Genomic DNA, 23537 nt, shown 5'->3' with positions numbered 1-23537 from the left:
CTGCGCAGTCGCCTCATGCCTTGTCAAAGACGCTTGGTTCGGCCTGCACCAAAGCAAAGCGCGGCACCTGCTCGCCGTCAACCTCGACCGACTCGACGAACATGCTCAGCGGGCGCACCCAAAAGCCGTAATCGCCATACAGGGCTTGGTAAAAGACCACTTCTTCTTCGGTTTCGGAATGCCGCGCAACACTGAATACACGGTATTGCGGACCTTTGTAATGTTGGTAGAGCCCAGGTTGTATCGGCATGCTTCGGCCCTCACTGAAATCTTTTCAAAAATAAATAAAAAACCCAAAAACAAAAACCGGGGCACTGGGCCCCGGCTTCCATCGACGAGACGCTTAAACGCGTTCGAAGACGGTGGAGATGCCTTGGCCGAGACCAATGCACATAGTGGCCACCCCGAAGGTGCCGCTATTCTGCTTCATCACGTTCAACAGGGTGCCGGAAATACGTGCACCGGAGCAACCGAACGGGTGACCCAGGGCGATCGCGCCGCCGTGCAGGTTAACCTTCTCGTTCATCTTGTCGAGCACTTTCAGATCTTTCAGCACTGGCAGAGCCTGTGCAGCGAAAGCTTCGTTGAGCTCGAAGAAGTCGATATCGTTGATGCCAAGGCCTGCGCGCTTCAGGGCTTTTTGTGTCGCCGGCACTGGACCATAGCCCATGATCGCCGGGTCCACACCCGCTACTGCCATCGAACGGATCACCGCCATCGGCTGGATACCCAGGTCCTGTGCACGCTGCGCCGACATCACGATCATGCACGAAGCACCGTCGGTGATCTGCGACGAAGTACCGGCAGTCACGGTGCCGCCCTTCGGATTGAATGCCGGCTTGAGCGCCGCCAGACTTTCCAGGGTGGTTTCCGGACGAATGGTTTCGTCGTAGTCGTACAGTTTCAGGAAACCGTTCTCGTCGTAACCCTGCATCGGGATGATTTCGTCCTTGAACTTGCCTTCCACGGTTGCCTTGTGGGCCAACTGATGGGAACGCACGCCAAAGGCATCCTGCTGCTCACGGGTGATGCCGTGCATCTTGCCGAGCATTTCCGCGGTCAGGCCCATCATGCCCGAGGCTTTCGCCGCATACAGCGACATGTGCGGGTTCGGATCGACACCGTGCATCATGCTCACGTGGCCCATGTGCTCGACGCCGCCGACCACGAACACGTCACCGTTGCCGGTCATGATCGCTTGCGCAGCAGTGTGCAGCGCGCTCATCGACGAGCCACACAGACGGCTGACGGTCTGGCCAGCAGAAGTGTGCGGGATCTGGGTCATCAGCGACGCCATGCGCGCGATGTTCCAGCCCTGCTCCAGGGTCTGGTTGACGCAGCCCCAGATCACGTCCTCGACTTCCGCCGGGTCGACCTTGCTGTTGCGTTCCAGCAGTTTGCTGATCAGGTGCGCCGACATATCTTCGGCGCGGGTGTTGCGGTGCATGCCGCCCTTGGAGCGGCCCATCGGAGTACGACCGAAGTCGACAATCACGACGTCTCTAGGATTCAAGCTCATAAGTTCACTCTCACTCTAGTTGGGGGCGCTTAACCGAAGAAGCTCTGGCCGTTCTTGGCCATTTCGCGCAGCTTCGCGGTCGGGTGGTACAGCGCGCCCAAATCAGCGTACTGGTCAGCCAGGGCAACGAACTCGGCAACACCGATCGAATCGATGTAGCGCAGCGCACCGCCACGGAATGGAGGGAAACCGATACCGTAGACCAGACCCATGTCGGCTTCGGCGGCGGTTTCAACGATGCCGTCTTCCAGGCAACGCACGGTTTCCAGGCACAGCGGGATCATCATCCAGTTGATGATGTCTTCGTCAGTGACTTCGCGCTGCTCGTAAACGATCGGCTTGAGCACTTCGAGTACCGACGGATCGGCGACTTTCTTCTGCTTGCCTTTCTTGTCGGCCTCGTAGGCGTAGAAGCCCTTGCCGTTCTTCTGGCCCAGGCGTTTGGCTTCGTACAGCACGTCGATGGCCGAACGACGGTCATCCTTCATGCGATCCGGGAAACCTTCAGCCATGACGTCGCGACCGTGGTGACCGGTGTCGATGCCGACCACGTCCATCAGGTACGCAGGACCCATCGGCCAGCCGAATTTTTCCATGACTTTGTCGATGCGGACGAAGTCGACACCGGCGCTGACCAGCTTGGCGAAACCGCCGAAGTACGGGAACAGCACGCGGTTGACCAGGAAGCCGGGGCAGTCATTGACCACGATCGGGTTCTTGCCCATTTTCTTCGCATAGGCAACGGTGGTAGCGATCGCCAGTTCGCTGGACTTCTCGCCACGGATCACTTCCACCAGCGGCATCATGTGCACCGGGTTGAAGAAGTGCATGCCGACAAAGTTTTCCGGACGCTTGAGGGCCTTGGCCAGCAGGCTGATGGAAATGGTCGAGGTGTTGGACGCGAGGATGGTGTCCTCTTTGACCTTGTCTTCGACTTCAGCCAGTACCGCTTGCTTGACCTTAGGGTTCTCGACCACAGCTTCGACGACCAAATCGACGTGACCGAAGTCGCCGTACGACAGCGTCGGACGAATGCCGTTGAGCACTTCAGCCATCTTCGCAGCGGTCATGCGACCCTTGTCAACGCGGCCGACCAGCAGCTTGGCGGCTTCGGCCAGACCCTGCTCGATACCGTGCTCGTTGATGTCCTTCATCAGGATCGGCGTGCCTTTGGAAGCCGACTGATAAGCGATACCGCCACCCATGATGCCGGCGCCGAGTACGGCAGCCTGCTTCACGTCCTTGGCGATTTCGTCATAGGCCTTGGCCTTTTTCTTCAGTTCCTGATCGTTCAGGAACAGGCCGATCAGGCTCTGCGCAGCAGAGGTCTTGGCCAGTTTGACGAAGCCTGCAGCTTCCACTTCCAGCGCTTTGTCGCGACCGAAGTTCGCGGCTTTCTGGATGGTCTTGATCGCTTCAACCGGCGCCGGGTAGTTCGGGCCGGCCTGGCCAGCCACGAAACCTTTGGCAGTTTCGAAAGCCATCATTTGCTCAATGGCGTTCAACTTGAGTTTTTCAAGTTTCGGCTGACGCTTGGCCTTGTAATCGAACTCGCCGGAGATGGCGCGCTTGATCAGCTCGAGGGCAGCTTCCTGCAATTTTTCAGGGGCGACTACGGCGTCGACGGCGCTGACTTTCAGGGCGTCTTCAGGACGGTTTTCCTTGCCGGCGGCAATCCACTCGATGGCGTTGTCGACACCGATCAGGCGTGGCAGACGTACGGTACCGCCGAAGCCTGGGTAGATGCCCAGTTTGACTTCCGGCAGACCGATCTTGGCCTTGGTGGACATGACGCGATAATCGGCCGCCAAGCACATTTCCAGACCGCCACCGAGGGCGATGCCGTTGATGGCCGCGACGGTTGGCACGTTGAGGTCTTCGAAATCGCTGAAGATCTTGTTGGCTTCGAGATTGCCTGCAACCAGCTCGGCATCCGGCAGCTTGAAGTTGTCGACAAATTCGGTGATGTCGGCGCCGACGATGAATACGTCCTTGCCGCTGCTGACGATCACGCCCTTGATCGAAGCATCTGCCTTGATGGTGTCTACGGCCTGACGCAGTTCGTTCAGGGTTAGACGGTTGAACTTGTTGACGGACTCACCCTTGAGGTCGAATTTCAATTCGACGATGCCACTTTCAAGAGCTTTAACCGTGATGGCTTTACCTTCGTAAATCATCAACTGATCTCCACGATATGGAAGCTGAACAGTACACGTCGGACGCAGGTTTATGGCTCAGAAGGACGCTTTGTTCGTCGATACTGACACCGTCCGCCTGGCACACCCGCCAACGCGATAGTCGGGATTCTGTAGGAGCAGTCTGTAAGACAAACGCTCAATTCATACGCCCGTTTGATTCGGGTACGTCACCTTCACGGAATTTCTGACAATTGTCAATCGCCCTAAATTCGGGCTGAAATGCGACTTTGCAGTCATTTCTGCACCATGATGAGCAGCAACACCCGTCTCGATGTTGAGCCATTCATAGAATCAATAGTTAGAAAAGTCGCCCTAATTTCCGCCGAGCCCTGTTCAGAAGGCTACGCTGGGGGGACTGCGAGGAAATTTGCCGGGGCGATCGAAGCGCCTGCCGCAAAAAAAGATTACCGGCCTGCCTGGCCAACCCGCCCGACGAATCATGTCGGGCTTTTTATTGCGCGTCTGCCGGACGTTTCACACCGTTGCAGTGAGAAAAGTCCGCGCGTCACGCCAGTGCTTTCAGGGTCGCGTCGATATCCTGCAGAACCGTCGCCTCGCCCTTCTCGCCCCAGTACAAGGCGATCATCTGCTTGTCCGCTTCGATCTTGAAAACATTCCCCGGCAATTTTTCGAAATAATCGAGCAGGGTCCGGTCACTGCAGACTTCCTGCCATTGGTTGACCCACACGCCCGGGGTTTTCTGCCAATAGGTCCAGCACGCCGGCTGACTGCCACGCCGCGGCCGGTGGAACTGGGCGCACGGATTCGGCGGCTCCGGCAGCAGCCAGTGCGGCCACTCCTGCGGCGCCAGCTGCATGGCCAGGCCGATGCGTCGAGCCTCCATGCGCAAGGCCATGCGCCCGCTCTGCGTGCGCGATGGGCGCAACCATGCCAATGGACTTAAAACTACCAGCAGGATTGACACCACCAGCCAGACCGTCATATCTGTACTCCCGATTTTTGATGAGCCCATTGTGTCACTTGCGAACCAATGCGCTTGAAACCAGCCATACTTACCAATATCGAACCCTCAGGAGGAGCACCTCATGCCCTACCACCACATACTGGTCGCCGTAGATCTGACCGAAGAGTGCGACCCTGTGATCCACCGCGCCCGCGAGCTGTCGGTGAGCAACGCTGCCAAGTTGTCGCTGGTGCATATCGTTGAACCTATGGCCATGGCCTTCGGTGGCGACGTGCCGATGGACCTGTCACAACTGCAACAACAGCAGTTTGATCAGGCCAAGGAGCGTCTTGAAAAACTCAAATCGAAATACCCCGAGCTCGAAGGCGCCAATTGCCATCTGACCTACGGCCAGCCACGCCAGGAAATCCATCATTTTGCCAAGGAACAAGCGTGCGATCTGATCGTGGTCGGCAGTCACGGCCGTCATGGCCTGGCACTGCTGCTCGGCTCGACCGCGAATGACGTGCTGCACGGCGCACCATGCGATGTACTGGCGGTGCACCTGGTCAAACGTTGATCTGTCTTGCTCTTTGTGGGAGCGAGCCTGCTCGCGAATACGTCGGCACATTCAATATGAGTGGTGCCTGACACACCGCCTTCGCGAGCAGGCTCGCTCCCACAGGTGACCTGCTCCCGCCTGTAGATCGCGTTACATATGAAAAGCCCGGCGCTCATCACTGAGCGCCGGGCTTTTTTACATCAGGAGCAATCAAGCATCCAACTCGGCCCAACGCTCCACCAACGCATCCAGCTCGGCCTGCAATTGCTCCAGCGAAGCAATCACTTTGGCCGTTTCCGCCGGCGGACGCTGGTAGAAACCGGCTTCAGCCATTTCCGCTTCAACCGCAGCAATCTGCTGCTCCTTGGCGTCGATGTCGCCCGGCAAGGCTTCCAGCTCGCGCTGCAGCTTGTAGCTCAGTTTCTTCTTGGCAACCGGAGCGGCAGCGGCAGGCGCAGCCACCGGAGCCGGCTCAGCGGTAACCACCGCCGAATTCAGGTCAGCCTTGCCCGACTTGCTTTCAGTCACACCCAACAGACGCGGCGAGCCGCCCTGACGGATCCAGTCCTGATAGCCGCCGACATATTCACGAACCTTGCCTTCACCTTCGAAGACCAGGGTGCTGGTCACCACGTTATCGAGGAATGCCCGGTCGTGGCTGACCATCAGCACGGTGCCGTTGAAGGTCAGCAGCACTTCTTCGAGCAGTTCGAGGGTTTCCACATCGAGGTCGTTGGTCGGTTCGTCGAGTACCAGCAGGTTTGCCGGTTTGCTGAACAGCTTCGCCAGCAACAGACGCGCACGCTCGCCACCCGACAACGCCTTGACCGGCGTACGCGCACGCTGCGGGCTGAACAGGAAATCACCGAGATAGCTCAGCACATGGCGGCTCTGACCGTCGATATCGATAAAGTCGCGACCTTCGGCGACGTTGTCGATCACGGTTTTTTCCAGATCCAGCTGATGGCGCAACTGGTCGAAGTAGGCGACGTCGATACGCGTGCCCTCTTCCACTTTGCCGCTGGTCGGTTGCAGACCGCTAAGCATCAGTTTCAACAGGGTGGTCTTGCCGGTACCGTTGGCGCCGAGCAGACCGATACGATCGCCGCGCTGCAGGACCATGGAGAAATCCTTGATCAGGAACGGCCCGCCCGGATGCGCAAAGCTCACGTTCTCAAGGACCATCACCTGCTTGCCGGATTTGTCCGCGGTTTCCAGCTGGATGTTGGCCTTGCCGGTACGCTCGCGACGCTCACTGCGCTCAACGCGCAGGGCTTTCAGGGCGCGCACGCGACCTTCGTTACGAGTGCGGCGGGCCTTGATGCCCTGACGGATCCACACTTCTTCCTGAGCCAGACGCTTGTCGAACAGCGCGTTGGCAGTTTCTTCAGCGGCCAGCGCGGCTTCTTTGTGCACGAGGAAACTGGCGTAGTCGCCGTTCCAGTCAATCAGCCCACCGCGATCCAGTTCGAGGATGCGCGTGGCGAGGTTTTGCAGGAAGGAACGGTCGTGCGTGATGAACAGCACGGCGCCCTGGAAATCTTTCAGCGCTTCTTCGAGCCAGGCAATCGCACCGATGTCCAGGTGGTTGGTCGGTTCGTCGAGCAGCAGCAGATCGGGCTCGGACACCAGCGCCTGCGCCAGCAGCACGCGACGACGCCAGCCACCGGAGAGTTCGGCGAGGGTCTTGTCGGCCGGCAGTTGCAGGCGGCTCAGGGTGCTGTCGACCAGCGTCTGCAAGCGCCAGCCATCACGGGCTTCAAGGTCGTGCTGAACATGCATCAGCTTGTCCAGATCGGCGTCGGTGACGATGTTCTGGCTCAGGTGATGGTATTCGGCGAGCAAGGCGCCAACACCATCGAGGCCTTCAGCCACCACGTCGAATACCGTCCGGTCGTCGGCCACCGGCAATTCTTGCGGCAATTCGCCGATTTTCAGACCGGGGGCACGCCATACCGAGCCGTCATCGGGCTTCTGGTCGCCCTTGACCAGTTTCATCATGCTGGACTTGCCAGTGCCATTGCGGCCGATGATGCACACCCGCTCACCACGGGCGATCTGCCAGGACACCTTGTCCAACAACGGCATAGCGCCGAACGCAAGGGACACATCGCTGAATTTGAGCAGGGTCATGAGCTTCTCCAAAAACCGGGCGCGCATTCTACCTGACTTGAGGCTTGAGCAGGCCGGCAATTTGTCTGTCGAAGCACTCTGCACAACATTTGTTGCGAACTTGTGCAGCGAGGCTCGCAAAGCTTTCGCCGCTTGCTGGCAAAAGGCTAAGCTACAGGCAATTCAGTGCGGATTCCGATCGGCACTTGTCATGATTTCTCTGCCCGGATGTCTCATGCGCAGTCGCCTTTTCAGTGTTTTGTCCTGCTTGTTTCTTACCGCCGCTGCCGCTCAATCCGTCCAGGCGGTGGACCTGTCCACCCAACGCCAGTATTACGATGAAGCCAAGCGCGCCTTGGCCAAGGGTGATACCGGCCCGTATTTCCGTTACAGCCAGGCGCTGGCCGATTATCCGCTGGAACCGTATCTGGCCTACGACGAACTGACCGCGCGCCTGAAGACCGCGAGCAACGCAGAGATCGAGAAGTTCCTCGCCGAGCACGGTGACCTGCCGCAGGCCAACTGGATGAAGCTGCGCTGGTTGCGCTGGCTCGCCGACCGTGGCGACTGGGCGACCTTCGTCAAGTACTACGATCCGAAGCTGAATTTCACTGAGCTCGACTGCCTCAACGCGCAGTACCAAATCAGCCACGACAAGAAGGCTGAAGGCTATGCCAACGCGGAAAAACTCTGGCTGACCGGCAAATCGCAACCGGCTGCGTGTGACGCGTTGTTCGGCATCTGGGCCGCCGATGGCCAGCTCACCGAGCAGAAACGCTGGGAGCGCACCAAGCTTGCCGCGCAGGCCCGCAACTATCCGCTGGCCAACAGTCTGATCAACGGCCTGACCACCCTCGCCCCGCGCGGTCGCTTGCTGGTCGACGTGGCGCAGAAGCCCGAACTGCTCAACCAGCCGTCGCGCTTCACCCCGGCCGACGAGCCGATGTCAGACGTCGTCAGCCTCGGCTTGCGCCGCCTCGCCAGGCAGGATCCGGACAAGGCCATGGCTTTGCTCGACGGTTACGCCAGCAGCATGCATTTCTCTCGCGTTGAGAAGGTCGCGATCGCTCGCGAGATCGGCCTGACCCTCGCGCGCCGCTTCGACAGCCGCGCGCTGGACGTGATGACCAAATACGATCCGGAGCTGCGCGACAACACCGTCTCGGAATGGCGCCTGCGCCTGCTGCTGCGTCTGGCACGCTGGAACGATGCCTACGAATTGACCAAACGTCTGCCGCAAGACCTGGCCACCACCAACCGTTGGCGCTACTGGCAGGCGCGCAGCCTGGAACTGGCCGAGCCACAAAACCCGCAAGCGCTGACCCTGTACAAGAATCTGGCGCGGGAACGAGACTTCTACGGCTTCCTCGCCGCAGACCGTTCACAATCGCCTTACTCGCTGAACAACAAACCGCTGGTGCTCAGCCAGGCGCTGATCAACAAGGTCCGCAATACCCCCGGCGTACGTCGCGCGCTGGAGTTTCATGCACGCGGGCAGATCGTCGACGGGCGTCGCGAGTGGTATCACGTCAGCCGACATTTCAATCGCGATGAAATGGTCGCACAGGCCAAACTGGCCTACGACCTGAAATGGTACTTCCCGGCGATCCGCACCATCAGTCAGGCGCAGTACTGGGACGATCTGGACATCCGCTTCCCGATGGCGCACCGCGATACCCTCGTGCGTGAAGCCAAGGTGCGCGGCCTGCATTCGAGCTGGGTGTTCGCCATCACCCGCCAGGAAAGCGCCTTCATGGACGACGCGCGCTCCAGCGTCGGCGCCAGCGGTCTGATGCAATTGATGCCCGGCACGGCCAAGGAAACCGCGCGCAAGTTCAGCATTCCACTGGCCTCGCCCCAGCAAGTGCTTAATCCAGACAAGAACATCCAGCTCGGCGCCGCTTATCTCAGCCAAGTTCACAGCCAGTTCAACGGCAACCGCGTGCTCGCCTCCGCCGCTTACAACGCCGGGCCAGGCCGCGTGCGTCAGTGGCTGCGCGGCGCAGATCACCTGAGTTTCGACGTCTGGGTGGAAAGCATCCCTTTCGACGAAACCCGTCAATACGTGCAGAACGTGTTGTCCTACTCGGTGATCTACGGGCAAAAGCTCAACTCGCCGCAACCGCTGGTGGATTGGCATGAGCGGTATTTTGATGATCAGTAATCACCAGGCTGACGCCGGATCATGAAAAATGCCCGTATCGTGAGATACGGGCATTTTTTTGGTCGGTTACTTGGTCGGTTACTTGGTCGGTTACTTGATCGGTTACTTGGTCGATTGCTCAGTCTGCTGTGACAGATCGACCATCATTAAACTGCAACGCCGCCAGCCGTGCGTACAGCGGATTGCTGGCGATCAACTCCTGATGTGTCCCCACCGCTACCAGCTTGCCTTGATCCATCACTGCAATGCGGTCAGCGTTCTTCACCGTGGCCAGTCGGTGCGCGATGACCAGCGTGGTGCGGTTCTCCATCAGCGTTGGCAGGGCCTGCTGGATCAGATGCTCGCTCTGTGCGTCGAGGGCGCTGGTGGCTTCGTCCAAAAGCAGGATCGGCGCGTCTACCAGCAAGGCGCGGGCAATGGCCAGACGCTGGCGCTGACCGCCGGACAACCCGAGGCCGCCATCTCCCAGATGAGTCTGATAGCCGTCCGGCATTTGTTCGATGAAGTCGTGGGCGTGGGCAATTCGCGCAGCTTCCTTGACCTGTTCAAGCGTGGCCGTCGGGCAGCCGTAGCGGATGTTGTCCTCCACACTGCCGAAGAACAATGCAGGGGTTTGCGAGACCAGGGCGAAACAGCGGCGCAGATCCAGCGGGTCAAGGCTGGTCAGCGGCACGCCATCAAGGAGAATCTGCCCCTCGCGTGGATCGTAGAAGCGCAGCAACAAGTCGTAAACCGTGGACTTGCCGGCGCCGGACGGCCCCACCAATGCCAGGGTTTCGCCTGCCCTCACCGTCAGATTCAAGCCATCGACGGCGTAGCTTTGCGGACGCGACGGGTAGGAAAAACGCACGTCGCGCAGTTCAAGTTCACCTTTGACTCGCGCTGGCAGAGTGACCAGTCCGGTCAACGGTGGCTGGATGATGTTTTCCGAACGCAGCAATTCTGCGATGCGTTCAGCGGCACCCGCAGCGCGTTGCAGTTCGCCGATCACTTCGCTCAGCGTGCCGAACGCACTGCCGACAATCAGGCTGTAGAAAACGAACGCCGCCAGTTCCCCAGCCGAAATCCGTCCCGCCATCACATCCATGCCGCCGACCCACAACATCACCGCCACCGCGCCAAGCACCAGCACGATCACCAAAGTGATCAACCACGCTCGCTGGAAGATCCGTTTACGCGCAGTTTCGAACGCCTGCTCGACGGTCGAAGCGAAACGCTGCTCGTCCTGAACCTGGTGGTTGTAGGCTTGTACGGTTTTGATCTGACCAAGGGTTTCCGACACATAGCTGCCAATGTCGGCGATACGGTCTTGGCTCTGGCGCGACAGATTGCGTACGCGGCGGCCGAAAATGAGGATCGGCGCGATTACCAGCGGCAGTGCAATCACGACAATGCTGGTCAACTTCGGATTGGTGATGAACAGCAGCATCACACCGCCGATCACCATCAGCAGATTGCGCAGGAACAGCGAGAGCGACGAGCCGATCACCGATTGCAGCAGCGTGGTGTCAGCGGTCAGGCGCGACTGGATTTCCGAGCTGCGGTTGTCCTCATAAAAGCCCGGATGCAGATACACCAGGTGATTGAACACCTGACGGCGAATGTCGGCGACCACGCGCTCGCCTATCCACGACACCAGATAGAAACGGGCAAAGGTGCCCAGCGCCAGCCCGAGCACCAGCAACATGAAAATGCCGATGGACTGATTGAGCAGATGCGGCGAACGGGTCATGAAACCCTGGTCTACCAACAACTTGATGCCCTGCCCCATCGACAGGGTAATGCCGGCGGTGACGATCAGCGCGAGTAGAGCGCCGACGGCATGCCAGCGGTACGGCAGGAGAAAATGACTGGTCAGGCGCAGGGCGCGCCGGTGTCGGGAAGAAAGCATGGAGATCATGGAGTTCACGTCTGCGCAGAAGGATCGGGCCAGCCTACAGACTCAGATGGGGTGGAACTCTGTAAATCACAATGAGTCAGGTTAAATATGCCCGGGATGTCCGGATGCTAGAAACGATTGGTCTAAGGTTGCGGTTGAGACGAGCGGTCATTTCTGTTTGAGTAGAGATGCCGCCCGCCGACAGACCGCAGGGAGTTGTCACAGCCTGGTCACGTGGCGGTTTTAACTTAGGCACACAACCTGATGAGGAGACAGGCCATGTCCTTGCAACACAGCAGCGAAGACAAGATTGAAGTGATCCGCACCAAACCCGACCAGTCTCTGGGTTGCTCGATTATCGATGAGCAGGGCCGCGAAGTACCGATCACTGAAGACATGATCCAGGACGCTTGCCGCGAACTGGAGAAGCGATTGGTCAAGCCTGCCGAACAAGAGTGATGTAGCCACCGTCTTCCCGACCCGGCCCTGATTGGCCGGGTTTTTTATATCTGCAATTCGGGATTGGTGGTCTGGCTTTCGCGAGCAGGCTCGCTCCCACCTTTAACTTTGCTGCACTGTAGATCCCCTGTGGGAGCGAGCCTGCTCGCGAAAAGGCCAGCGCTGATTCAGACAGCCACCGCCCCCAGCGCCTCAACAATCTGCCGCAACCCCGGCGCATCTCCTTCAATTCGCACCTTCAGCCCTTCAATCTCGCGGCGCACCGGATACTGCTTGCGCAACACGTCAAACGCCGCTCGCTGCTCGGCGACATTCCCCACCAGACTGCGGCGGAAATCCGCATCATCGCGGCGCGGGTCGTACACGCCCCGGCACAACATCGCCAGTGCCCACGCCGGATCGCTGTCACCGTGCAGGGAAACTTCCGACAACCAGGTTGCTGGCAGCAGATCGCTGAGCTGGATAGCTGCAGGTTGGCCGCTTAAAGCGCAGTAGGCCTGATAGATCTGCGCGGTCCCGCGTTGCTTGCCGTCGAGGCTGTAACCGGCAATATGAGGCGTGGCCAATACGCAGAGCTCGGCCAGCGCAGGGTCGACTTCCGGCTCCTTCTCCCAGACGTCGAGCACCGCTTGCAGGTCCTCGCGCTCCAGCAGCACCTCACGCAGCGCAACGTTATCCACCACAGGGCCGCGCGCCGCGTTGATCAACCATGCACCCGGCTTGAGTTGCTGCAAACGCTGCTGATCGAACAGGTGCCACGTCGCGTCGTCGCCATTGCGGGTCAATGGCGTATGCAGACTGATCACGTCGCACTGTTCGATGATCTGCTCGAGGCTGACATATTCGCCGCCCTCGGCAGCCTGACGCGGCGGGTCGCAAACCTTCACATTCCAGCCCAAGCCTTTCAGGACCTTGATCAAGCGCCCACCCACTTCACCGGCGCCGACGACACCGTAAGTACGCTGAGTCAGATCCGCGCCTTCGATTTCGGCCAGCGTCATCAGACTGCCCAGTACGTAATCGACCACGCCACGGGCATTGCAACCCGGCGCGCTCGACCAGCAGATCCCGGCCTCGTTGAAGTAATCGAGATCCAGATGATCGGTGCCGATGGTGCAGGTGCCGACAAAGCGCACCTTGCTGCCAGCAAGCAGCGCGCGATTGACGTTGGTCACCGAACGCACCAGCAACACATCGGCGTGCTCGACCGTCGCGCGGTCAATGGAGCGGCCCGGCACTCGGCGGATGTCACCGAAACCGGCAAAAAAGGCATCGAGCAGCGGGATATTTTCGTCGGCAACAATCAGCATGGCGGGCTCCTTGGGCGGATCGGCAGTTTAGGTGCTGACGCGTCGATCAGCCAGCAGGGTTTGCGCTTACAAATACGCAACAGAGGATATTTCCTGACCGAGGCGTCAGCGGCGTAGAATGCGCCGCTCTGCGCATCAATACTTTCTGGACGCTTTGCCTGTGAACCCTGTAACTGACCAACCTGTCGCCGTCTCGCTGAGCCGCCCTGCGCGGATTCGCCTGGAGTTGAAAAACCTGCTCGCCCTCGCCCTGCCGATCATCATCGCGCAACTGGCGACCACGGCCATGGGCTTCGTCGATGCGGTGATGGCCGGGCGCGTCGGGCCCAAGGACCTGGCGGCAGTGGCATTGGGCAACTCGATCTGGGTTCCGGTATTTCTGTTGATGACCGGCACCCTGCTGGCCACCACGCCAAAGGTCGCGCAGCGTTTCGGCGCCGGCAAGCACAGCGAGATCGGCCCGATCGTGCGTCAGGCGTTGTGGCTGGCATTGGTAGTCGGATTGATCGCCACCTCGATGCTGATCGCTGCCGAGCCGGTCCTGCATCTGATGAAAGTCGATCCCGAGTTGATCGGCCCGTGCATGCAATATCTGCACGGCATCGCCAGCGGCTTGCCGGCGGTGGCCTTCTATCACGTATTGCGTTGCACCAGTGATGGCATCGGCCGCACCCGCCCGGCCATGGTGTTGGGCCTCTGTGGTCTGGCATTGAACATCCCGCTGAACTACATCTTCATTTATGGCCACTTCGGCGTACCGGCCATGGGCGGCGTCGGTTGCGGCTGGGCCACGGCGATCGTGATGTGGGTGATGGCGCTGGGCCTGGCCGGGTACGAACGCTGGGCACCAGCCTATCGCTCAAGCGAACTGTTCAGCCGCTTCGACTGGCCGCAGTGGGCGGTGATCAAACGTCTGCTGTCGATTGGTTTGCCGATCGGCATCGCGGTGTTTGCCGAGTCGAGCATCTTCGCCGTGATCGCCCTGCTGATCGGCAGCCTCGGCGCGACGGTGGTGGCCGGGCATCAGATCGCGCTGAACGTCAGCTCGCTGGTGTTCATGATCCCGTACTCGCTGGGCATGGCGGTTACCGTGCGTGTCGGCCAGGCGCTAGGCCGCGAGGAACCGCGTGAGGCGCGTTTTGCCGCTGGAGTCGGCATGGGCACGGCGCTGGCCTACGCCTGCCTGTCGGCGAGCCTGATGCTGGCGCTGCGCGAGCCGATTGCGGCGATCTATACCGCTGATCCAACGGTGATTCACATTGCGGCGATGCTGATTGTCTATTCGGCGCTGTTCCAGTTTTCCGATGCGATCCAGGTGACTGCGGCAGGCGCACTGCGTGGTTATCAGGATACTCGGGTAACGATGATCCTGACTCTCTTCGCCTACTGGGGGATTGGTTTACCGGTCGGTTATGCGCTGGGCCTGACCGATTGGCTCGGCGAGCCACGCGGTCCGAGCGGTTTGTGGCAGGGTTTGATCGTCGGTTTGAGCTGCGCAGCGTTGATGCTGTCGATTCGTCTGACACGCAGTGCGCGCAAGCGAATTCGAATCAGTCGTTCGGCGGGTTGATCACCCATAAAAAAAGACCTGCATTTGCAGGTCTTTTTTTGCCCTGAGTCAGGACTTCTTGCGAATCCAGTACAGATAGGTGCCGGCCTCTTCGTGCTGGCTGACCAGCTCATGGTCAAGAAACACGCAGAACTTGGGGATATCGCGCTTGGTCGAGGGATCGGTGGCGATCACCTTGAGCAGGCCGCCGGGCACCAGATCGCGGATGTGCTGGTGCAACATCATCACCGGTTCCGGGCAATTGAGGCCGGTGGCGTCGAGGGTGCCGTCGACCGGGGTGTTGATCATTTCGCTCATGGTTTACTCCAGAAACTGGCCGGCATTGTCGCGCATCGCCGGGAATATCGTCCAACGTCTGCCGGTTAGCGGGACTTGGGCTTTTTGCTGTCGTGGCGGCGCAAGTGGCAGGTGACTTCCTCGCGGTCGTGATACAACTGCTTGCAGCCGATATCAACCTTGATCCCACGTGCCTTGAATCCATCGGCAATGCGCTCGAGCAGACGTTTCACCTCGGCATAACGCTGTTTCATCGGCAGCTTCAGGTTGACCACGGCCTCGCGGCAATGTCCCTCGCCAATCCATTCTTCCAGCATCGCCGCGTTACGCGCCGGTTTCTCGACAATGTCGCAAACCATCCAGTCCACCGGCTGTTTGGGCTTGAAGGTGAAACCATCCGCCATCAGATGCTGGACCAGCCCGGTTTCCATCAGGCTTTCAGCCATCGGGCCGTTGTCGATAGCCGTCACCAGCATGCCCCGGTTGACCAGTTGCCAGGTCCAGCCGCCCGGCGCGGCGCCAAGGTCAACGCCGGTCATGTCGCTGTGCAGGCGATCTTCCCACTGATCACGTGGAATGAAGTGGTGCCACGCCTCCTCCAGCTTCAAGGTCGAACGGCTCGGCGCCTCGCGGGGAAACTTCAGGCGCGGAATGCCCATCGGCCACATCGCCGAATTGCCGGCATCGGCCATGCCGAGAAACACTTCGCGACCACTTTTGAAGGTCAGCAACAAACGCGGCTTGCTGGCGTCTTCCACCAGTTTGCCAGCGGCGGTCAGCGCCTTGCGCAGCGGTCCTTCAAACTTTTTGCAGAAATTCGACAGTTCCTTGCCGTCATTGGTATCGACCACTTCCAGCCACAGACTGCCAAACACCGGAAAATCGGCCATGTGCGCGAGAATCACACTGATCCGGTCGTTTTCCGGTAAATCGATGAAAAAGCCGCGCGCCCACTGGCGAGGGAAGATCAATTCGGCGAAACGCTGACCGCGCATCAGGCGTTCGGCGCCGTCCGCTTCGGTACAGACAAACTCGGCGCACGCCGTGGCGGTTTTGGCTTTGGCGTAACCGGCGACATTGAGACGGGCGGCGAGATCGGAAATCTCCGAACAGACTTCGCCTTCGAAGCCGGGCCGGCAATGCATGAATAGGGTGTTCATTCTTACTCCTGGGCAGCGGTCGATCATTCGACCGCTGCGCGATGCTCAAGCCTTGCGTTGCCGCAATGCCTGTCACGAAAACCGGCGCATGATAGCTGAAGTCGGAACCATGGTTGCGCCGATAGAGTCCAGTTATTAGCCAGCTACTCAAAACAGGGCTAGGTTTAATGCTCTGCCCGTCCCCTCAGTCCGTAGCCGTGCGGACTCAAAGGAGTGATCGTAATGCCGTCCCTCGATAGTCTGAAGTCACTGAAAACCCTACAAATCGACGCCACGACCTACCACTATTTCAGCCTGCCGGAAGCCGCCAAAAGCTTGGGCGATCTCGACAAGCTGCCGATGTCATTGAAGGTCCTGCTGGAAAATCTTCTGCGCTGGGAAGACGAAAAAACCGTCACCGGCGCTGACCTCAAAGCCATCGCCGCCTGGCTCAAGGAGCGCCGCTCTGATCGGGAAATCCAGTACCGCCCTGCCCGCGTACTGATGCAGGATTTTACCGGTGTGCCCGCCGTGGTCGACCTCGCCGCCATGCGTGCGGCGATGGCCAAGGCCGGCGGCGATCCGCAGCGGATCAATCCGTTGTCGCCGGTGGATCTGGTGATCGACCACTCGGTGATGGTCGACAAGTTTGCCAGCGCCAGTGCGTTTGAACAGAACGTCGACATCGAAATGCAACGCAACGGCGAGCGCTATGCCTTCCTGCGCTGGGGCCAGAGTGCGTTCGATAACTTCAGCGTGGTCCCGCCGGGTACCGGCATCTGCCACCAGGTCAACCTTGAGTACCTCGGCCGCACCGTCTGGACCAAAGAGGAGGATGGCCGCACTTACGCGTTCCCCGACACGCTGGTCGGCACCGACTCACACACCACCATGATCAACGGCCTCGGCGTACTCGGCTGGGGCGTGGGCGGGATCGAAGCGGAAGCGGCGATGCTTGGGCAACCGGTATCGATGCTGATTCCGGAAGTGATCGGCTTCAAGCTCACCGGCAAACTCAAGGAAGGCATCACCGCCACCGATCTGGTGTTGACCGTGACGCAGATGCTGCGCAAAAAAGGCGTGGTCGGCAAATTCGTCGAGTTCTACGGCGACGGTCTCGCCGACCTGCCACTGGCCGACCGCGCGACCATCGCCAACATGGCCCCGGAATACGGTGCGACATGCGGCTTCTTCCCGGTCGACAATGTCACGCTGGAATACCTGCGCCTGTCGGGTCGGCCGCCGGAAGTAGTGAAATTGGTCGAGGCCTACACCAAAGCTCAAGGCCTGTGGCGTCTGCCGGGTCAGGAGCCGGTGTTCACCGACAGCCTGGCGCTGGATATGGGCAGCGTCGAAGCCAGTCTGGCCGGGCCGAAACGCCCGCAGGATCGGGTCTCGCTGCCGAACGTCGCGCAGGCTTTCAGTGATTTCATCGACCTGCAATTCAAACCCACCAGCAAAGAAGAAGGACGCCTGGAAAGCGAGGGCGGTGGCGGCGTGGCGGTGGGCAACGCCGATCTGGTCGGTGAGGCGGACTACGAATACGAGGGCAAGACCTATCGCCTGAAAAACGGTGCCGTGGTCATCGCCGCGATCACTTCCTGCACCAACACTTCCAACCCGAGCGTGATGATGGCTGCTGGACTGCTGGCGAAAAAAGCCGTCGAAAAAGGTCTGACACGCAAGCCGTGGGTCAAAAGCTCACTGGCCCCCGGCTCGAAAGTGGTCACCGACTACTACAAGGCTGCCGGATTGACTCAGTACCTTGATCAGCTCGGGTTTTCGTTGGTCGGCTACGGTTGCACCACCTGCATCGGCAACTCCGGGCCACTGCCGGAGCCGATCGAGAAAGCCATTCAGAAAGCCGATCTGACCGTCGCGTCGGTCTTGTCCGGCAACCGCAACTTCGAAGGTCGCGTACACCCACTGGTGAAAACCAACTGGCTGGCCTCGCCTCCGCTGGTCGTCGCTTACGCACTGGCTGGCAGCGTGCGCACCGATATCAGCAGCGAACCGCTGGGCGAGGATCAGCAGGGCAATCCGGTGTACCTGCGCGATATCTGGCCGAGCAGCCGGGAAATCGCCGAAGCGGTGAATCAGGTCAATACGGCGATGTTCCACAAGGAATACGCCGAAGTGTTTGCCGGTGATGAGCAATGGCAGGCCATCGAGGTGCCGCAAGCGGCCACTTACGTGTGGCAGGACGATTCGACCTACATTCAGCATCCACCTTTCTTCGACGACATTTCCGGCCCTCTGCCGGAAGTCAAAGACGTCAAAGGCGCGCGGGTCTTGGCCTTGCTCGGCGATTCAGTGACCACCGACCACATCTCCCCCGCCGGCAACATCAAGATCGACAGCCCGGCCGGGCGTTATCTGCAGGAAAAAGGCGTCGAACCGCGCGACTTCAACTCCTACGGTTCCCGTCGCGGCAATCATGAAGTGATGATGCGCGGCACGTTTGCCAACATCCGTATTCGCAACGAAATGCTTGGCGGCGAGGAAGGTGGCAACACGGTTTACATCCCCACCGGGGAAAAAATGGCGATCTATGACGCAGCGATGAAATATCAGGCTTCGGGGACGCCGTTGGTGGTGATTGCCGGTCAGGAGTACGGCACCGGGTCGAGCCGTGACTGGGCGGCGAAAGGCACCAATCTGCTGGGCGTCAAAGCCGTGATTGCGGAGAGCTTCGAACGCATTCACCGCTCGAATCTGGTCGGGATGGGTGTGCTGCCGTTGCAGTTCAAGCTTGATCAGAACCGTAAGAGCCTCAATCTGACCGGCAAAGAGACGTTCGAGATTCTGGGATTGACCGGCGTCGAGCTAAGGCCGCGGATGAACCTGCCGCTGGTTATCACTCGCGAGGATGGGCGTCAGGAGAAGATTGAAGTCTTGTGCCGGATTGATACCTTGAATGAAGTTGAGTACTTCAAATCCGGGGGGATCCTGCATTATGTGTTGCGGCAGTTGATTGCTTCGTGACGGGATGACATTCGCCCAGGCTGTGATCTTTTTGACCTGGCTTTCAAAAGCAGGATCAAAAGATCGCAGCCTTCGGCGGCTCCTGCATTCAGGCGAAAAAAAACCCGCCGAAGCGGGTTTTTCCCAAGACCATTATCGACTCCCTGTCGGCAGCGATCCTTGCGATGGTCGATCGTCCATGATCCTGAAACACTCCCTGTGTCTCAGTTGATGTGTGTAGATTACCCAGTGGATCCAATCAGCAATAGTCGTAAAAGCTACCAACACGTGTAAGACATTCGCCATACAAACACTTCCGAAAACCCTTAGACCCGTCAGGCACCGCCGCTTTCACGAGCCCTGGCGCTTTCGGCGAGAAACTGTTCAAGCCTGCTCAACTGCTCCTCCCAGCCGCGACTGTCCATGTAATACGCCTCTTTCTGACGGATATCAGGGATGTGCGCGAAGCCGGATTCCGAGACCTTGAGTAGAGTGCCGTCTTCAAAATCCTGCAATTCGAACTTGACCAATGTGGTCGGCTCTTGTGAGTAGTCGATCTTCGGGTTGACCGCATACGGGTGCCAGCGGAAAGAAAACAGCTGCTGCGGCTCGACCCGCTCGATCAGCACATTCCACAATACGTGTTCATAACCGGGGTAAGTGACCTGACCCTGCGTCCACTCGCCAGCAATGAAACGCCGGCCCTCGAGCGCCACGCCAAACCACTGGCCAAACGCCTCTGCATCGACCAATGCACGCCAGACATGGGAACGCGACGCCTTGAGCGTGATCTTGCGTTCGAAACTGTTAGGTACTGGTTTCATACGTCACCTCCTGTTCTGAACACTAGGCTTGTATGACCACATGTCCAATGCGAAGTTGTATCCAGGCGCTGCAGGCATCGTTTCAAGCGGACACATCCTGCCGTAGTTTCCGCTCTGTAATCAGCCCCGTCTGACCTGTTATCTTGCCAGCGAATCCGCAGAAACAAGGACGAATCATGCAGCTTTCTCTCGCCGATCGGTATCGCGGCGCCATCCTCGGCCTGGCTTGCGGCGATGCGGTCGGCACAACGGTTGAGTTCCAACCGCGAGGATCATTCCAGCCGCTGACCGACATGATCGGCGGTGGTCCGTTTCAGCTCAAGCCTGGGCAATGGACCGATGACACGTCGATGGCACTGTGCCTGGCCGAGAGCCTGCTGAGCAAAAACGGCTTCGATGCGGCTGATCAGATGGGCCGCTATCTCAATTGGTGGAAATGGGGATATCTGAGCTCCACCGGTGAATGTTTCGACATCGGCATGACCGTGAGCCAGGCGCTGCAACAGTATCAGCGAAGCGGAGAGCCTTTTGCCGGCTCGACTGACCCGTTGACAGCTGGCAACGGGTCGCTGATGCGGTTGGCACCAGTCGTGCTGTTTTATTTTCCGGACGCTGGACAGATCCAGATCCACGCCGCCGACAGTTCGCGCACAACCCATGCGGCGCCGGAGGCAATCGAGTGCTGCCAATTGCTGGCTGATCTGATTGCACGAGCGCTTGAGGGTGCGGAGAAAACACAGCTTCGCCGGGCGCCACTGCTCAAGCTTTCCCAGCCCAAGGTGGTTGCGATTGCTCAGGGTGAGTACCTTCACAAAGCGGAAACTGAAATAAAAGGCAGTGGCTATAGCGTCCAATCGCTGGAAGCCGCTTTGTGGTGCTTTCACCATACGCAGACATTCGCCGAAGCGGTGTTGAAAGCAGCCAATCTCGGTGATGATGCGGATACAACGGCTGCTATCGTGGGTCAGTTGGCAGGTGCTTACTACAGCGCTCGGGCGATCCCCGAGCACTGGCTGGAGCAGTTGCATGAAGGCGAGGAAATCACCGCCACTGCGGATCGCTTGCTTGAGGCCTCCCGGCTACGTACATAACAATCGATACACTCTTTCCACTCGAGATAGCGAGAACCTTATGTCAGTACGTTTGCTTCTGGCCTCTGTGCCTTTTTTGTTTGCCCCTTTCGCCCATGCCGCCGTTGATTGCGCCAACGCCAGCGATCAGGCGACGATGAATCAATGCGCGGGGCAAGCGTTCAAAGCGGCAGACAAGGAGTTGAATACGCTCTATCAGCAGATCAACGGACGCCTGAAGGACAACCCGGACGGAAAGAAGCTGCTGGTCAACGCGCAGCGGGCGTGGGTCAGCTTTCGGGATGCGGAGTGCAAGTTTTCGGCTTCTGGGGTGGCGGGCGGGAGTGTTTATCCATTGGTTTACAGTGGCTGTCTCACAGCCGTCACCAAGGCTCGGGTAGAAGCCTTCAAGCAATATTTGAAATGTGAGGAAGGTGATATGAGTTGCCCGGTACCTGTGCTGTGAAACCGTTACGCTTCAGACGTGAGGATCGCCCGGCGCTCTGCTCGGTGCCGCATATTGCGGCTTGAGGTGGCCATCCTGATCGAGTAACCAGGCGTCCATGATCTGCCGCACTACTGGACCGGCAACACGACCACCCGCCTCGCCGTTCTCGATCATTACCGAGATGGCGATCTTTGGATGTTCGGCCGGTGCAAATCCTACAAACAGGGCGTTGTCACGGTGGCGCTCGAGGGTTTTCTCACGGTTGTAGCGCTCACCCTGCTTGATCGCCACCACTTGCGCCGTACCACTCTTGCCGGCAATGCGATATTGCGCCCCCGCAGCCGCCGCTCGTGCGATGCCTCGAGCATCGTGCATGACCATCTGCATACCGTGATTGACCTGTTCCCAATCCCGCGGATCCTTGAGCAGAATGTTCGGCATCGGGTGCTCGTCAACCGGCGCTACACCGTCGACCGACTTGGCCAGATGCGGTCGATTCCATATCCCCTTGTTGGCAATCAGTGCAGTGGCTTGGGCCAATTGCAGCGGTGTGACCTGCATGTATCCTTGGCCGATGCCCAGAATAACGGTTTCACCGGGATACCAGGCCTGCCGCCGAGTAGCGCGTTTCCACGCTTGCGACGGCATCAGACCGGGGGACTCTTCAAACATGTCCAGCGAGACTTTTTCACCAAGGCCGAACATCGCCATGTAGTCGTGCAGACGATCGATGCCAAGCTTGTGCGCCAGGTCGTAGAAGTAGGTGTCGTTGGAACGCATGATCGCCGCGTCCATGTCCACCCAACCGTCACCACTGTGGTTCCAGTTGCGATACTTGTGATCGAAGTCGGGTAATTGGTAGTAGCCGGGATCGTATACGCGGGTCTGCGGGGTCACGACGCCGGCGTCCAGACCAGCGATGGCGACTTCCGGCTTGATCGTCGAGCCTGGGGCGTACAGGCCGCGCAATACGCGGTTGAACAATGGCCGATCGATGGAATCCCGCAGCGCTGAATATTCCTTCGAACTGATCCCGGTGACGAACAGATTCGGATCGAAACTCGGATTGCTGACCATCGCCAGCACTTCTCCGGTGGACGGATCAAGGGCTACCACTGAGCCACGACGGTCGCCCAAAGCAGCTTCGGCAGCTTCCTGCAGCTTTACATCGAGGCTAAGGACGATGTTTTTACCTGGAACCGGATCGGTGTGCTTGAGTACGCGCAGCACACGGCCTTGAGCATTGGTTTCCACTTCTTCGTAACCGACATGGCCGTGCAACTGCGCTTCATAGAAGCGCTCGATACCGGTTTTACCAATGGATTGAGTGCCTCGGTATTCAACGGAATCGAGCGTCTTCGATTCTTTTTCATTGATCCGACCGACATAACCAATCGAATGGGCGAAATGGGCCCCAAGGGGATAGTGCCGGACAAACTGCGGCTCGACATCAATACCCGGCAGACGAAATTCATTAACCGCCAAGATAGCGATCTGCTCCTCCGTCAGCTCATAAAACAGGGTGACCGGTGTGAACGGATGCCGGGATTGCTTCATCGCCTTGTCGAATACCGTGCGGTCTTCAGCAGGCAAGTGCAGCAAGTTGATGACTTCGTCCAATTCTTGATTGACGTCGGTGGCACGCTCACGGGTGATGGTCAGGTTGTAGCTGGGGCGATTGTCGGCGAGCAACACACCGTTGCGGTCGTAGATCAATCCACGGGTTGGCGGTATCGGGAGGACATGGACGCGATTGTTTTCGGAGATGGTCGAGTGGTAGTCGAATTCCACGACCTGGAGGATGTACAGGCGCACCACCAGAGCGCAGCTGATGGCGAAGACAAACAGAGCGCAGGCGATCAATCGTTTGTTGACCAGCCGCGTCTCTTTTTCATGATCCTTGATCGGGATTGGTTCAGGCATTTCTACAGCAACTCTTTGACATAAATGAGTGCCGATCCGTGGGCATGACATCAGTCCGTTAAAAAACGAGCTGCACCATACCAAAACTCGCCATCCACTTCAGGATGAATTTCCCCGGTGGCAGGCTGAAAACTTTCTTGCAGGCAAAACAAAACCCCAACTGCTTTCGCAATTGGGGTTTCGGAATTTAATCTTGACGATGACCTACTCTCACAT

The 23537-nt window shown here is 58.9% G+C and carries 18 protein-coding genes; 7 read left to right on the top strand and 11 right to left on the bottom strand.

The window, feature by feature from the left end; translation table 11 throughout:
• Nucleotides 1-13: 13 nt before the first annotated feature.
• The 4 genes from AAEZ10_RS21085 to AAEZ10_RS21070 all read right to left on the bottom strand — a co-directional run bounded on the left by AAEZ10_RS21085 (nt 14) and on the right by AAEZ10_RS21070 (nt 4660).
• Complete coding sequence (locus AAEZ10_RS21085; RefSeq protein ID WP_041477350.1) at nt 14-250, bottom strand: DUF1653 domain-containing protein; 237 nt, start codon at nt 248-250, stop codon at nt 14-16.
• Nucleotides 251-343: 93 nt separating this feature from the next.
• A complete protein-coding gene (fadA, locus tag AAEZ10_RS21080) occupies nt 344-1519 on the bottom strand; it encodes an acetyl-CoA C-acyltransferase FadA (RefSeq protein WP_016775495.1) in 1176 nt (391 codons plus the stop codon).
• A gap of 29 nt (nt 1520-1548) precedes the next feature.
• The gene (gene fadB / locus AAEZ10_RS21075) at nt 1549-3696 is read right to left on the bottom strand and encodes a fatty acid oxidation complex subunit alpha FadB (RefSeq protein ID WP_024013640.1); all 2148 of its coding nucleotides are present in this window, start codon (nt 3694-3696) and stop codon (nt 1549-1551) included.
• 526 nt (nt 3697-4222) lie between these two features.
• Nucleotides 4223-4660: a hypothetical protein gene (locus AAEZ10_RS21070; RefSeq protein WP_073471442.1), complete on the bottom strand. Its 438-nt coding sequence runs from the start codon at nt 4658-4660 to the stop codon at nt 4223-4225.
• A gap of 103 nt (nt 4661-4763) precedes the next feature.
• Between AAEZ10_RS21070 and AAEZ10_RS21065 the strand changes: the two genes are divergently transcribed.
• Complete coding sequence (locus tag AAEZ10_RS21065) at nt 4764-5201, top strand: universal stress protein (RefSeq protein ID WP_016775498.1); 438 nt, start codon at nt 4764-4766, stop codon at nt 5199-5201.
• Between the two features lie 192 nt (nt 5202-5393).
• Here AAEZ10_RS21065 and AAEZ10_RS21060 read toward each other — a convergent pair whose 3' ends face one another.
• A complete protein-coding gene (locus AAEZ10_RS21060; protein WP_039760799.1) occupies nt 5394-7316 on the bottom strand; it encodes an ATP-binding cassette domain-containing protein in 1923 nt (640 codons plus the stop codon).
• Between the two features lie 214 nt (nt 7317-7530).
• Here AAEZ10_RS21060 and AAEZ10_RS21055 point away from each other — a divergent pair, with 214 nt between their 5' ends.
• The gene (locus tag AAEZ10_RS21055) at nt 7531-9459 is read left to right on the top strand and encodes a transglycosylase SLT domain-containing protein (protein ID WP_122703552.1); all 1929 of its coding nucleotides are present in this window, start codon (nt 7531-7533) and stop codon (nt 9457-9459) included.
• Between the two features lie 118 nt (nt 9460-9577).
• Here the strand turns inward: AAEZ10_RS21055 and AAEZ10_RS21050 are convergent, their stop codons facing one another.
• Nucleotides 9578-11359, bottom strand: a complete 1782-nt coding sequence (locus AAEZ10_RS21050; protein ID WP_350570842.1) for an ABC transporter transmembrane domain-containing protein — start codon at nt 11357-11359, stop codon at nt 9578-9580.
• A gap of 258 nt (nt 11360-11617) precedes the next feature.
• Here AAEZ10_RS21050 and AAEZ10_RS21045 point away from each other — a divergent pair, with 258 nt between their 5' ends.
• A complete protein-coding gene (locus tag AAEZ10_RS21045) occupies nt 11618-11797 on the top strand; it encodes a PA1571 family protein (protein WP_024013646.1) in 180 nt (59 codons plus the stop codon).
• Nucleotides 11798-11964: 167 nt separating this feature from the next.
• On the opposite strand, the gene pdxB is transcribed toward AAEZ10_RS21045, so the two are convergent.
• Complete coding sequence (gene pdxB, locus AAEZ10_RS21040; protein ID WP_350570839.1) at nt 11965-13107, bottom strand: 4-phosphoerythronate dehydrogenase PdxB; 1143 nt, start codon at nt 13105-13107, stop codon at nt 11965-11967.
• Nucleotides 13108-13267: 160 nt separating this feature from the next.
• Between pdxB and AAEZ10_RS21035 the strand changes: the two genes are divergently transcribed.
• Nucleotides 13268-14677 (top strand): MATE family efflux transporter, encoded by a 1410-nt coding sequence (locus AAEZ10_RS21035; RefSeq protein WP_041477396.1) that lies wholly within the window; start codon nt 13268-13270, stop codon nt 14675-14677.
• Nucleotides 14678-14725: 48 nt separating this feature from the next.
• On the opposite strand, the gene tusA is transcribed toward AAEZ10_RS21035, so the two are convergent.
• Nucleotides 14726-14974 (bottom strand): sulfurtransferase TusA, encoded by a 249-nt coding sequence (tusA, locus tag AAEZ10_RS21030; protein ID WP_071173066.1) that lies wholly within the window; start codon nt 14972-14974, stop codon nt 14726-14728.
• 65 nt (nt 14975-15039) lie between these two features.
• Nucleotides 15040-16113, bottom strand: coding sequence for a 23S rRNA (cytidine(2498)-2'-O)-methyltransferase RlmM (gene rlmM / locus AAEZ10_RS21025; protein WP_122746895.1), 1074 nt, complete (start codon nt 16111-16113; stop codon nt 15040-15042).
• Nucleotides 16114-16335: 222 nt separating this feature from the next.
• Between rlmM and acnA the strand changes: the two genes are divergently transcribed.
• Entirely contained in the window at nt 16336-19077 is a 2742-nt protein-coding gene (gene acnA, locus AAEZ10_RS21020; RefSeq protein ID WP_350570836.1) for an aconitate hydratase AcnA, read from the top strand.
• Between the two features lie 314 nt (nt 19078-19391).
• On the opposite strand, the gene AAEZ10_RS21015 is transcribed toward acnA, so the two are convergent.
• Nucleotides 19392-19880: an SRPBCC family protein gene (locus tag AAEZ10_RS21015; RefSeq protein WP_016775506.1), complete on the bottom strand. Its 489-nt coding sequence runs from the start codon at nt 19878-19880 to the stop codon at nt 19392-19394.
• Between the two features lie 176 nt (nt 19881-20056).
• Between AAEZ10_RS21015 and AAEZ10_RS21010 the strand changes: the two genes are divergently transcribed.
• Both AAEZ10_RS21010 and AAEZ10_RS21005 read left to right on the top strand, forming a co-directional pair.
• Nucleotides 20057-20971, top strand: a complete 915-nt coding sequence (locus AAEZ10_RS21010; RefSeq protein WP_110646748.1) for an ADP-ribosylglycohydrolase family protein — start codon at nt 20057-20059, stop codon at nt 20969-20971.
• A gap of 40 nt (nt 20972-21011) precedes the next feature.
• Nucleotides 21012-21416, top strand: a complete 405-nt coding sequence (locus tag AAEZ10_RS21005; protein WP_350570834.1) for a lysozyme inhibitor LprI family protein — start codon at nt 21012-21014, stop codon at nt 21414-21416.
• 12 nt (nt 21417-21428) lie between these two features.
• On the opposite strand, the gene mrdA is transcribed toward AAEZ10_RS21005, so the two are convergent.
• Entirely contained in the window at nt 21429-23321 is a 1893-nt protein-coding gene (mrdA, locus tag AAEZ10_RS21000; RefSeq protein WP_350570832.1) for a penicillin-binding protein 2, read from the bottom strand.
• Between the last annotated feature and the right edge of the window lie 216 nt (nt 23322-23537).

Origin of the sequence: Pseudomonas sp. H26/SER47-MNA-CIBAN-0231, assembly GCF_040310465.1 — a bacterium.
GTDB classification, from domain to species: Bacteria; Pseudomonadota; Gammaproteobacteria; order Pseudomonadales; family Pseudomonadaceae; genus Aquipseudomonas; species Aquipseudomonas atacamensis.
The sequence above is the reverse complement of the archived record's forward strand: the minus strand, read 5'-3'. Positions and strand labels throughout refer to the sequence as shown.